This window comes from Sulfurimonas sp. (assembly GCF_028713515.1).
Classification (GTDB): Bacteria; Campylobacterota; Campylobacteria; order Campylobacterales; family Sulfurimonadaceae; genus Sulfurimonas.
The window spans coordinates 85,295-97,753 of the sequence record NZ_JAQTOD010000002.1; the positions used below are offsets into that span (position 1 = coordinate 85,295).

The 12,459-nt window shown below is 35.0% G+C and carries 13 protein-coding genes and 1 tRNA gene; 5 read left to right on the forward strand and 9 right to left on the reverse strand.

Features of this window, described 5'->3' with window-relative positions:
* The first annotated feature begins 163 nt into the window (after positions 1–163).
* Positions 164–1,807: a DEAD/DEAH box helicase gene (locus PHV22_RS04600; RefSeq protein ID WP_299946080.1), complete on the forward strand. Its 1,644-nt coding sequence runs from the start codon at positions 164–166 to the stop codon at positions 1,805–1,807.
* Positions 1,808–1,855: 48 nt separating this feature from the next.
* Here PHV22_RS04600 and PHV22_RS04605 read toward each other — a convergent pair whose 3' ends face one another.
* Positions 1,856–2,158, reverse strand: coding sequence for a monooxygenase (locus tag PHV22_RS04605; RefSeq protein WP_367187073.1), 303 nt, complete (start codon positions 2,156–2,158; stop codon positions 1,856–1,858).
* A gap of 85 nt (positions 2,159–2,243) precedes the next feature.
* On the opposite strand from PHV22_RS04605, the gene PHV22_RS04610 reads away from it, so the two are divergent.
* The gene (locus PHV22_RS04610) at positions 2,244–2,633 is read left to right on the forward strand and encodes an HIT family protein (protein ID WP_299946474.1); all 390 of its coding nucleotides are present in this window, start codon (positions 2,244–2,246) and stop codon (positions 2,631–2,633) included.
* A gap of 234 nt (positions 2,634–2,867) precedes the next feature.
* Here PHV22_RS04610 and PHV22_RS04615 read toward each other — a convergent pair whose 3' ends face one another.
* The 7 genes from PHV22_RS04615 to metK form a co-directional block, all read right to left on the reverse strand.
* Entirely contained in the window at positions 2,868–3,866 is a 999-nt protein-coding gene (locus PHV22_RS04615; protein WP_295022164.1) for a beta-ketoacyl-ACP synthase III, read from the reverse strand.
* A complete protein-coding gene (plsX, locus tag PHV22_RS04620; protein ID WP_295022162.1) occupies positions 3,866–4,864 on the reverse strand; it encodes a phosphate acyltransferase PlsX in 999 nt (332 codons plus the stop codon). The genes PHV22_RS04615 and plsX overlap by 1 nt, the downstream gene beginning before the upstream one ends.
* A 3-nt stretch (positions 4,865–4,867) precedes the next feature.
* Positions 4,868–5,017 carry a 50S ribosomal protein L32 gene (gene rpmF, locus PHV22_RS04625; RefSeq protein WP_295022160.1) on the reverse strand — a complete coding sequence of 50 codons (150 nt, stop codon included), beginning with the start codon at positions 5,015–5,017 and terminating at the stop codon, positions 4,868–4,870.
* A gap of 99 nt (positions 5,018–5,116) precedes the next feature.
* Positions 5,117–5,473, reverse strand: coding sequence for a hypothetical protein (locus tag PHV22_RS04630; RefSeq protein WP_295022158.1), 357 nt, complete (start codon positions 5,471–5,473; stop codon positions 5,117–5,119).
* 6 nt (positions 5,474–5,479) lie between these two features.
* Positions 5,480–5,893, reverse strand: coding sequence for a nucleoside-diphosphate kinase (gene ndk, locus PHV22_RS04635; protein ID WP_295022156.1), 414 nt, complete (start codon positions 5,891–5,893; stop codon positions 5,480–5,482).
* 138 nt (positions 5,894–6,031) lie between these two features.
* Positions 6,032–6,316: a 4Fe-4S dicluster domain-containing protein gene (locus PHV22_RS04640; protein WP_295022154.1), complete on the reverse strand. Its 285-nt coding sequence runs from the start codon at positions 6,314–6,316 to the stop codon at positions 6,032–6,034.
* Positions 6,317–6,463: 147 nt separating this feature from the next.
* On the reverse strand, positions 6,464–7,621 hold the full coding sequence (gene metK, locus PHV22_RS04645; protein WP_295022153.1) for a methionine adenosyltransferase: 1,158 nt from the start codon (positions 7,619–7,621) through the stop codon (positions 6,464–6,466).
* A 157-nt stretch (positions 7,622–7,778) separates the two neighbouring features.
* Between metK and PHV22_RS04650 the strand changes: the two genes are divergently transcribed.
* From PHV22_RS04650 to PHV22_RS04660, 3 genes are all read left to right on the forward strand, one after another.
* Positions 7,779–8,375: a peroxiredoxin gene (locus tag PHV22_RS04650; protein WP_295022151.1), complete on the forward strand. Its 597-nt coding sequence runs from the start codon at positions 7,779–7,781 to the stop codon at positions 8,373–8,375.
* A gap of 73 nt (positions 8,376–8,448) precedes the next feature.
* A tRNA-Arg gene (locus PHV22_RS04655) sits at positions 8,449–8,525 on the forward strand.
* Between the two features lie 203 nt (positions 8,526–8,728).
* Positions 8,729–10,945, forward strand: a complete 2,217-nt coding sequence (locus PHV22_RS04660) for a diguanylate cyclase (RefSeq protein WP_295022148.1) — start codon at positions 8,729–8,731, stop codon at positions 10,943–10,945.
* Between the two features lie 216 nt (positions 10,946–11,161).
* Here PHV22_RS04660 and PHV22_RS04665 read toward each other — a convergent pair whose 3' ends face one another.
* Positions 11,162–12,421, reverse strand: a complete 1,260-nt coding sequence (locus PHV22_RS04665; RefSeq protein ID WP_295022146.1) for an AAA family ATPase — start codon at positions 12,419–12,421, stop codon at positions 11,162–11,164.
* Positions 12,422–12,459 lie beyond the last annotated feature (38 nt).

A 12,459-nucleotide genomic window follows, 5' to 3' on the forward strand; every position in this document is an offset into this window, starting at 1 on the left:
CTACAAGTACCCATTTTTACATAATATAAGCTTAAACAATCCTAAATACACAAATATTAAATTAATTATGTGTATATTTAGATATAATTCGCGAAATACTTTAGGGGAAGGTGCTCTCTCGTTCAGAGAAGCTTGTATCATCTCCTAATATTAAAGGAAAATGATGCAGGAAAATGCACAAACAAATAAAATTCAACACGAAGATGCACCAACAATCACATTTGCTGATTTAGGCTTAAAAAAAGAGATACTTGAGAGTATCAAACAAGCTGGTTTTACAACTCCAAGCCCTATCCAAACTGCAGCAATACCATTTGTTTTAGCTGGTCGTGATATAGTTGGTCAAGCGCACACAGGAACTGGTAAAACAGCAGCGTTTGGACTTCCAGCGCTTAACAATATCAACCCAAACAATGGAGTTGGTATCTTAGTTATTACTCCAACTCGCGAACTTGCAACTCAAGTAAGCGATGAATTATACAAATATGGCAGAAATATCGGAGCAAGAACGGCAACTGTTTATGGTGGTAGCTCTTATAGTCGACAAATTGACCTTATTCAAAGAGGAGCAAGTGTAGTTGTTGCAACTCCAGGAAGACTTCTTGATATTCTTAAGAAAAATTTATTAAAGAACTTCGTTCCACAAATCGTTGTACTTGATGAAGCTGATGAGATGCTAGATATGGGCTTTTTGGATGATATTAATGAGATTTTCTCGTATCTTCCAAAAGAGAGACAAACGCTTCTTTTCTCTGCAACAATGCCAAAACCAATCAAGCTTCTTGCTGAGAGAATTTTAAATAATCCAGAATTTATCAGCATCACAAAAGGTGAAACTACAAATTCTGACATTGCTCAAGAGTATTATGTAATTGAAGAGAGCGAAAGAGATGACGCTATTATCCGTCTAATGGACTCTGAAGAGAGCAAAAAATCTATAGTTTTTTGTAGAACAAAAAGCGAAGTAGATAGACTCTCAAATGTTCTCTCAAACGCTGGATACTTAGCAAATGGTCTTCATGGTGATATGGAGCAACGCCAACGCGAAACTGTCATTAAGGGTTTCAAAAGTGATAACATCAAAGTTTTAGTTGCAACAGATGTTGCAGCGCGTGGTATCCATGTTGATGATATCTCTCATGTATTTAACTACCATATCCCTTTTGACTCTGAGTCTTATGTTCACCGTATCGGAAGAACCGGTCGTGCTGGAACTAAAGGAAAAGCTATCACTCTTTTAACTCCATTAGAGTTTAAAGAGCTTCAACGCATCAAAGCAAAAGTTGGAACAACAATGACCCACGCATTTGTTCCAAGCAAAAACGATTTAAAAGCAAGTAACTTAAAATCTATCGTTACAAAAATAGAAGATCAACATATCTATGATGAAGCACACAAAATCCTTGATCTGCTAAAAGAGGATATTGATGAAGAGACAATCATCTTTAAATTGATCTCTATGATTTTAGACAGACAAACTATCGCTGGCCCAAATGCAATCGGGATTCCTGCTGACAAATTGGCTGCAATTTTAGACCGTGCTGACAAAAGAAGAGACTCAAGAGGCGGAGCTGGTGGCGGTCGTGGCGGCTACAGAGGAAACAGAAGTCGTCCTAATGGTAGCGGAGATAGAAATAGATCAAGCGAAGGCAGTGGTTCTGGAGACAGAAACAGAAGTCGTGATGGCGGCAACAGTGGTGGTGGCTATCGTGGTGACAAACCTCGCGAAGCTGGAAGCACTGGCGGCGGATACCGTGGCAACAACTCAGGCGGTGGTGATAGAAATCGTAGCAGAAACAGAGACTAAAATTACTCTTTAAACCCCTATTTATTGGGGTTTAAAGACTCAGCTTATTCAAAAAATTGGAGCTTTTGTAATCTTCGATAGAGCCTCATTTACTTCAAAAGTCTTAGATCTAATATTTGTAACACCAAAACCCTCAAGTCTTTTCGTATGCATCTCAAGATAAGCATCTAGCGATGATAAATCTTCAAACATATATATTCCACCAGCCTCTTTTGTCTCTCTGTTTTCTGTCCATATTTTAAACATCAATCCTTTTTCTTTTGCAATAGAGTTTGCCAAATCATCAAACGCCTCAGCCATCTCTTTACCAACTGGTCCACTATATGGAAAATCTATTTGTAAAAGTATCACTATTTATCCTTTAAATTTAGTACCGAAATAATAGCTTCTTTCAGTAAAGCAATCCAACTGAAGCTGGATAAATTTGATATAATTTATAAAAAAAGAGAGAGAAGATATGATTATTTATGAAGATGATGAACTTTATATAGAAAATGAGAAGAGTGAAATTCCATGGTTAAAAATCTTCACAAAAAAGCCATACAAAGAGCTAGGGGATATTCCAAAAAAACTAAGAGTTAGACTTTGGGAAGTTTACGATATTGTAGAAGATGAAATGAAAAATTACTACACTCCCAAAAAGATAAATATGGCATCTTTTGCAAATATGCTACCAAGAGTTCACATCCATGTAATGGCCAGATTTGAGGAAGATAGCTACTTTCCAAATCCAATGTGGGGAGAAAAACTAAGAGAGGCGTGCTTAAATCTTCCAAATAAAGAGAAGTTCTACAGAACAGTTAAAAATGCTTTAGAAAATAGATAAATTCAAGACTTTTTTCACAATTAAAACTTTAGATTTTGTTATAGTCTGGGGCAAAATTTAGTTTTTCTGAAAAAAAGATAGCAAAAACAGCCTTTTTCACAATTAAAATTCTAAATTTTGTCATAGTTTGAGGCGAAGTTTGTTTTTATTGAGGAGCATACTGTAAGTATATGACGAAAGAAAACCAAACTTCAACGAAGAAATCTGGCAAAAGTGTTATTTAATTTTGAAAAATTATTTTAGTGGCGAGAATGGAACTAAAGCACTTCCCCATGTCAAGCCTCCACCAAAAGCATCAAGCAACATAAGCTCCCCAGCTTTAAGATTACCACTCTCGTAAACATCATTAATCGCCATTGGAATTGATGCGCTTGATGTATTTCCATACTTCTCAACCGTAAGAACAACCTGTTCATCTTTTAACTTTAATGCATCACCAACCGCTTTTATAATCCTAAGATTAGCTTGATGAGGAACAAAATGCTTTATCTCTGAACTATCTATATTATTTGTCTCTAAAATTTCTTCAACATCTTTTGTTAGGGTTCGTACTGCAACTTTGAAAGTCTCATTTCCCTTCATTTGCATAAAACAGCTGCTAGCTTCTTGTGCCAACGAATCATGAGCTGAACCGCTACCGCCGTTTGGCGTCATTAGCAGATCTGCATACTCTCCATCTGAACCAGTATGAATATCAATAATTGCTTCGCTTTTGTCTTTTGTTGCACTTATTACCGCAGCACCAGCGCCATCACCAAAAAGTATGCATGTTCCTCTATCTGTATAGTCAGTTATCGCAGATAGTTTTTCTGCTCCAACTATAAGCACATTCTTTTTCATACCAGACTCTATAAATGCTTTTGCTATTGAAAGAGCATAAACAAAACCAGTACAAGCTGCTGAGATATCAAATGCAGTTACATTTTTTAAATCGAGTTTATGAGATATGATAGTTGCAGTTGAAGGCATACAAAAATAATCAGGTGAGATTGTAGCACAGACAATCATATCTATCTCGTCTCTATTTATTCCGCTTCTATCCAGTGCGATATTTGCTGCACTTACGCCCATATCACTAGTAAATTCATCTTTAGCTGCAATATGTCGCTCTTTAATCCCTGTTCGCTTAATAATCCATTCATCTGAAGTATCAACCATTACTGAGAGTTCTTCATTTGTTAATATTTTACTAGGAGCATATGCACCTATTGAACGAAGTGCTGCATACATCATTAATCTTCCTTGCTCTTTAGCATCTCTAGTCTCTCAACAATATGCTCATTCACATTAGTATCTACATAATTTATTGCTTGAAAAATTGCATTTTTTATAGCTTTTGGATTACTTTTTCCATGTCCTACTATTGCACAACCATGAATTCCAATAAGTGGTGCACCACCAATCTCGGCATAGTCCATCTGCTCTTTCAATAGCTTAAACACTTTTCTCATTAAAAGTGCTCCAGTTATAGCAATAGGAGACTTTCTAATATACTCTTTAATAAGTCCTGTTATCGTTGAGGCTACTCCTTCGGATGCTTTTAACACCAAATTACCAACAAAACCATCGCAGACTATAACATCACAACTTGCATTAAAAATATCACTACCTTCAACATTTCCTTTAAAGCCTTTATAGCCTTGAAGCATTTTAAAAGTTGTTTTTGTTAGCTCATTACCCTTAGAATCCTCTTCACCATTCGCGAGTAAGCCAATAGATGGGGTTGATATTTTGAACATATCTTCAGCATAGCATCCACCCATTATAGCGAATTGTAACAGATGTTCTGGTTTTGAATCAACATTTGCTCCAACATCAAGAACAACTGATTTACGAGAATTTTTTGTTGGCATAAGAGTTACTAATGCTGGTCTTAAAACACCTTTTAAGCGTCCAAGTCTAAGAGTAGCTAGAGTCATTGTCGCTCCGCTATGTCCAGCAGATACGACACCATCAGCTTCACCGTTTTTTACAAGATCAACTGCCTTATAAATGCTACTCTCTTTTCTTTTAACTGCGTCAGTTGCTGAGTCATGCATAGATATTACATCATCGGCTTCAACTATTAAAATCTTATCTCTATAACGCTTCGGTAACAGAGGTAAAATTTCTGATTTTTTTCCAACTAAAATAGGAATGAAAAGCTTCTGTTTTAAAGCCTGAATAGTGCCTTCTATGATTGGAGCAGGACCAAAGTCCCCGCCCATTGCGTCAATAGCAATTTTTACCATTGACTATTTATACTCACCAGTCGTTGGATTGATATGGTGTGGAAGCTTATATGTTCCATCTTTGTCTTTAATTGGACGAGCTAAAGAAATCTTATAGTGAGTTCTTCTTTTTGCTGCGCGAGAATGAGACACTCTTCGTTTTGGTACTGCCATGATATTTTCCTTTCATTTGATTAGCTTACAAAAGAGACAAAGTAACTTTTGCTTCACTGAAGCCGTTTTGGCTACTAAAGCTTGTCTAAAAAACAAACACTATTTAGTTTTACAACCCTCACAAGATAGATAATCACTCTTAATGAGCGCTATCTCTGAGTTCATAATTTCTTCTAAATCAACAACGGAATTTAGTACTTCTATAATATCCTCAGGATACTCTTCACTACTTTTATAAAGACCATCTGAGATAAAAAGCTCTAAATCTTCATCAATATCTAACTTAAACTCATCAGCACAGATATTACAATCTGTAGTGATTTTCCCACTTAATTTCGCTTTTAGTAAAATTAATTTGCCGGAATCATACTGCAAATAACCTTTAAAAGTTATTTCATCAGATTTTACTTCGAAATCTAGCGGGATTTTAGTTATTTTTCTTAGAGCTATCTGCATGAAAAATTATGAAATTTCTCTCTCTGAGAAAAAGAATGCAATTTCTACAGCTGCATTTTCAACAGAATCACTTCCATGAACTGCATTTGCATCTATATTTTCAGCAAAATCAGCACGAATAGTTCCTGCTGCTGCTTCTTTTGGGTTAGTTGCTCCCATAAGATCGCGGTTTTTTTGCATTGCATTTTCACCTTTTAAAACCGAAACAACAACTGGACCGCTAATCATGAAATCAACTAAGTCTCCAAAGAAAGGTCTCTCTGCATGAACTGCATAAAAAGCTTCAGCATCTGCACGAGAAAGTTGAATCTTTCTTGTTGCTGCTATTTTTAAACCATTACTCTCGAAACGGTCTAAGATTTTTCCAACAACACCCTTTGCTACAGCATCTGGCTTTATGATTGATAGAGTACGCTCCATAAAATCTCCTATTGATTATATAAAATTAGAGTGGAATTATATCGGAAAAAGAGTGTGTTTTAAATTAAATTGGAAAATTTATCGATTGAAAAGATTTAGATGGGGGATTACAAAGTGAAAAACACTTTGTAATTGGAATTATTTTACTACAGGTTCTCTGTTTGAACGCTGAGCATCAGTAATATCTTCGCGGTGAGATGGACTTTCGCCAATTTCACTCCAAGTTATACATCCTTCAGTAGGACAAGCAGTAGCACATGCCGGCTCATCATGATGTCCAACACACTCTACACATTTGTCACTATATACATAATAAATTTCTTCTCCAGTTGGATTATCATCCTCATCAACAATCGCTTCTACTGGGCACTCGTCAATACAAGCACCACAGTTAATACAAGTATCACCAATAATTACTGCCATAATAGTCTCCTAATTTTATTTTCGTGATAAGTTTAGCTAAAGATTTTTAAAGATAGCTAAAAAAGCTTTTTTCGAACAAGTAACAATAGGAATCTGTTACTCTTTTGTAAGCAACAAATTTCATACTGCTAAACTTGATAATTGTTATTAAATGTTTAGATATTTTTTGATATCTTCTGCTCTATCTGTTTTTTCCCATGAGAACCCATCTTCTTCTCTTCCAAAATGCCCGTATGCGGCAGTTTTTCTATATATTGGGCGAAGAAGGTCAAGTGAAGTGATTATTCCTTTTGGAGATAGGTCAAAAAGTGCTTTCACACACTCTTCTATTTTTTCCTCTTCAACTTTACCCGTACCGTGCGTATCAACCATGATTGAAACTGGTTTCGCTACACCAATAGCATAAGCAACTTGGATTGTAGCTTTATCACAAGCACCTGACGCAACAAGGTTTTTTGCTACATGTCTAGCCGCATAAGCCGCACTTCTATCTACTTTGGTTGGGTCTTTTCCAGAGAAAGCACCGCCGCCGTGTGGACAACTTCCGCCGTAAGTATCTACGATGATTTTTCGTCCAGTTAGTCCAGCATCACCCTGTGGTCCACCGATTACAAAGTTACCTGTTGGATTAATGTGAAAAACAACATCTTTACTCATAAGCTCCGCCGGAATAACTTTACTTATAACCTCTTTGATAACATCTTCATGAATCTTCTCTTGAGGTATATCTGGAGCGTGTTGTGTTGAAATAACTACAGTCTCAACTGAAACCGGCATACCGTCTATGTATTTAACACTTATTTGTGCTTTTCCATCAGGACGAAGATATGGAATAATTCCCTCTTTACGAACTTGTGCCAATCTTTGAGTTAGTCTATGAGCCAAATGAATTGGAAGTGGCATTAAAACATCTGTTTCACGACAAGCATAACCAAACATAAGACCTTGATCTCCTGCTCCTATCTCACCACCAGCTTGATCAACACCTTGATTTATGTCTGCTGATTGCTCACCAATTCCATTTAGCACTGCCGCTGAGCGATAATCAAAACCATAAGTTGCATCAGTGTAACCAATCTCTTGGATAACTTTTCTTGCAATCTCTTGCATCGGGGCATAAGCCGTTGTTTTTAATTCGCCTGCAATTACACAAAAACCATTAGATACTAGTGTCTCACACGCAACGCGTGCATTAGCATCTCGTTCAATAATATAATCCAGAATTGCATCACTAATCTGATCTGCCATCTTATCAGGATGCCCTTCTGTTACAGACTCTGAAGTAAATATATACTCTTTTGTCATCGATTTTCCTTATTGAGATACAGAGTCCAGCTCCGTAAATCGTCGCAAGTATATCATATATTTATTATTTCTTAAACCGTATAAAATGGCTAAATTAATTATAAATCTATTACTATAGTTTCGTTAAAATTGCACAAACAACTTAAAAGGATTATATATGTTAGTAACAAATAAAGCTCCAGATTTTACGGCTACGGCGGTTTTGGCAGATGGCTCGATTGATGAAAAATTTAACTTAATGAAAAACTTAGGTGCAAAAGGTGCCGTGCTATTTTTCTACCCACTTGACTTTACTTTTGTATGTCCATCTGAAATCATTGCGTTTTCTCATAGAGTTGAAGATTTTAAAAGTCGTGGCATAAATGTTATTGGTGTTTCAGTTGATAGCCAGTTTTCACACTTTGCATGGAGAGAAACTCCTATTGAAAAAGGTGGTATCGGAAGAGTTAAATATCCACTTGTTGCAGATTTAACTAAACAGATCTCAAAAGATTATGATGTTTTGTTTGGAGAATCAGTTGCTCTTCGTGGAAGTTTTTTAATTGATGGCAAAGGTGTGATTCGTCATGCTGTGATAAATGACTTGCCCCTTGGAAGAAATATTGACGAAATGATTCGTATGGTAGATGCAATGCAGTTTACCGATGAGCATGGTGAAGTTTGTGCCGCTGGTTGGGTAAAAGGTGATGAGGGCATGAAAGCAACAACTGCTGGCGTTGCTGAATATTTGGCGAAAAATAGCGAAAAATTATAAAAAAAGAAAAGAGGAATTTGTTCCTTTTTTCACCCCATCAAACTCTCTCCAAGATTAGATATAATTCCACTTCGCGTTATTAGCTCAGCTGGATAGAGCAACGGCTTCCTAAGCTGTAGGCCGCAGGTTCAAATCCTGCATAGCGCACCATTTTCATTCACAATGCTCGCTCGTATAGATAAATAAACATTAATTATAGCTATAAAAGCAGAACTCTCTAACACATATACTTTATTACCTTTTCACAGTAGATAAAGCTATTTTTACATTAAAAATTTTGAGATGAGTCAATGATTGATTCATATAAATTTTGTATAATATATATGTATATATCTAAATTAAAATTGGGAAAAATGAATAAATATAGATTAAACTTACACTTTCCGTTAATTGGCTCAGTTCTTGCAATGTTTATTATCACTATATTTAGTTTTATGTATTTTCAAGAAACTGCAATTCATGGAAATAAAAAAAATATAGTTGATAAATTTTTTAATAATTTAGAGCTAGAATCCGAATACGATACAAAGGTTTTTTCAAACTTCATCGATATGGTTGGCTCAGATAGCTCAATCATCAAATCATTTGAATCAAAAAATAAAAAAGAGTTATTTGATTTAACTAAACCACTATTTGACAAGCTAAACAAAGATATTGACTTAACGCACTTCTATTTTATTTTAAATGATGGCACAGTCTTTTTAAGAGTTCATAACTTTAACAAAGATGGCGATACAATAAAACGAGCTACATTCCTAGATGCTCAAAAAACAAACTCACTCTCAAGCGGACTTGAGTTTGGCCTTATGAAGAGCTATACACTTCGCGCCGTAAAACCATGGATTGTAGATGGCAAGAAAATTGGGTATATTGAGTTTGGCAAAGATATAGGCAAGACGATAGAGAGTCTCTCAAAACTTTTGGACACGCAGATATTTATAGCCGTAAAAAAAGAGATATTTACAGATGCACCAAAAGAGGTAAAAAACAGGCTTAGCGATAAGATATCTACAAAAAATGACTATATCAAATACAATACCACTATCATCCCAAAAGAGATAAATGATATCGTAAATGGAAAGTTAAACAATACGGATATAAATCTTGGTGATGGCACATATTTTGTTTCACTAGCGCCAATGAAGGATATATCAAAAAAGAAGCTTGGTTCTTTTATCTTTTTAAGTAATGTATCATCTGAACATTCACTTATGTATAGCTCAATCAAAATATTGACTCTGTTTTTAACTGCTCTCACTTTAATATTACTTACAATAGGGTTTGGTTTAATAAAAAGAAGAGAGGACACAATATCTACTCTTACCGAACAGCTAGACAAAAAAAATAGAAAACTTCAAAAACTTTTTGATATCCAAAAAAACATAATTATTATTTCTGATGGCAAAAAGACTTTGTTGGTAAACGAAGCTACATTAAACTTCTTTGCCGTAGAAAGCATAGAAGAATTTAGAAAAATCAGCGAAGATATTAGCGGAAGATTTATTGCTTCGAATGGCTATTTTAGTTTAGAAAAAGTTCCGAATAATAAAAATTGGATAACAACAATTGAACCATTATCGGGCGATGCAAGAATTATTACTATGAAAGATGCGGATGGTGCATCTCACACATTTAATATTTCGATAAGTCAATTTGAAGAGGAACAATACCTAATATCATTTACAGATATAAGTGCAACTATGGTTGAGAAAATTAACTTATCTAAAAAAATAGAAAAAGATGAATTAACTGACGCTTTTAATAGAAAATTTTTCAATAAAAATATTGCTTCAATCATAAAGAGTTTAGATAGTCACACCTATCTCGGGGTTGCAATGATTGATATTGACTTTTTCAAAAAGGTTAATGATACACATGGACACAATGCTGGAGATATTGTCTTGCAGCAGTTTTCACAATACATTAAATCCTCTATCAGGTTAGATGATTTTTTAATCAGATGGGGCGGTGAAGAGTTTATAATTTTAATCAAAACTAAATCTAAAGAAGCACTTCTAAGAGCAGCCGAACACATAAGACAGAAAATTGAAAAAAGCAAGTTTGATATAGTAGGAAATATTACTTGCAGCATAGGAATCACCATATATATTCCCGGCGAAGACATAATAAGGACAATAGAGAGAGCCGATATTGCTATGTATAAATCTAAAGAGAGTGGAAGAAACATGGTTAGTCAATTGGAAAACAGTGACACCAATGAACTTGAAGTGCCTACAAACGAAGAGTGCTTAAGAGCCGTTTTAGATGAAAATGCAATCATAGTTAATTTCGAGTCTAATTTACTAGATAATCATAGATATCTACCTGAAGAGGTAATTGGTAAAAACTGGTTTGATATATTTATAGATACATCTGACACAAAAGAAACAATGAATTATTTTAAAGAAATACTTTCTGCCAAAGATGGAAAAATAGATAAACATACAAACGATATTATTCTTAAAGATAAAACTCATATGCTTTTAGATTTTGAAAATACAGTTTTTACAAAAGAGGCAAAGAGATTTGTATTGTTTGTAGCAAAAGAGCATAGTGAAACTTATCTGTAGAAGTTCTTGCTACACGAAAAATAGACTCGCTTTTTTAGTTTTACAAGGAATCCAAAAAATCATATCCGCCTAAGAGTCTAGTAGGATATATTTTTTAGTATTTAGCATAAGTTAAGTTTTGAAGCTTACTGTTAAGTTCAGCCGTATTTTCACCAATTCCATTTGCCACATTTGGTCATAGAGCTAATGCTAGTGGTATTTGAACAGTTACATAACTCAACTGCCCCTTACAAATCTCAAAGCTTTTTGGTTTACAAAAACTATATCTCTCCACTGTTTTCTTGGTGCAATAAGTGTTAATCTTTTTGGATTTGAACTTCTTGAGATTGCTACATAGAACTGTGATGGAGCAAAAATTTCATTTGTCTCTACAATCAAATCCTCAATGCTCATGCCTTGTGACTTGTGTATTGTTATGGCAAATGCTAGTTTTATAGGGAACTGATAGACGCTAAATAGCGATTCCTCTACAATCTCTTTTTTTGAGCCAATTGATTTTTCTATCCATGACTTCTTACTTTGGGCAATTGCTTCAAGTTTTACAACTGTACCATCACTTTTCCTAACATATACAAACTCGCTCTCTATTTTTACAACCAAACCTCTCTCACCATTAAAGTAGTTCCATGCGTTTCTTGTAAAAAGTACGGGGGCGCCTAGTTTTAACTCTAGGTTTTTATCAACTCTTGCATCACTCATAAACCTCTCAATCTCAGCATCTTTGACACTTTTTTGATGTTTTACAACCTCGGCTATTTTTATGAAAAGCTCACTCTCAATGAACTCCAACTGATTTTTATTGTGCCTTGAAGCCGACTCATTTTTCCCAAAAAGAAATGTAAACTGACTCAAATCTTGCGGCAGAGGTTTTATGAACTCATTCAAAATATTATGAACATTCTCATCAACATATCCACTTCTAATATCCTTTAAAAGCTCTATAAAATCCTTATCGTCGGTTCTATAAATATGAGTTAGTTCCACCACTTCAAACGCAAATTTACTCCATGATGATGACTCAAATGCAAACCTAACTTCAGATGAACCACGAACAACTGGTGGAAGCTGTAAAAAATCGCCAACTATCAAAAGTGAACCTTTAAAGTCCGCTTGAAGCAGTCTTAGATGCACCATCTCTAAAAGTGCATCACTCACCATTGAAACCTCATCTATAACAAGAAGACTCATACTAGAGAGTACTTTTTTAACTTTTTTGCTGATGTCAAGCTTACCGTTTAGTTCTAACTCTTTTAAATTTCCGGCAATTCCAAAATCCAAAAAACTATGAAGCGTTTGTCCATCTATAAGGGTTGCCGCCATTGCAGTTGAGGCTAGTTTTGCAACTTTTTTTGCATCATCTTCATAGTGCTTTATGATATTTTTTGTAATTGTTGTCTTTCCAACTCCAGCACCACCTGTTAAAAAAACACTCTTTTTATCTTTTAATTTTTCTAAAATATTGTTTGTTAAATCCATAAACAACACTCTATCAACAGTAATTAAAAATAGAGATA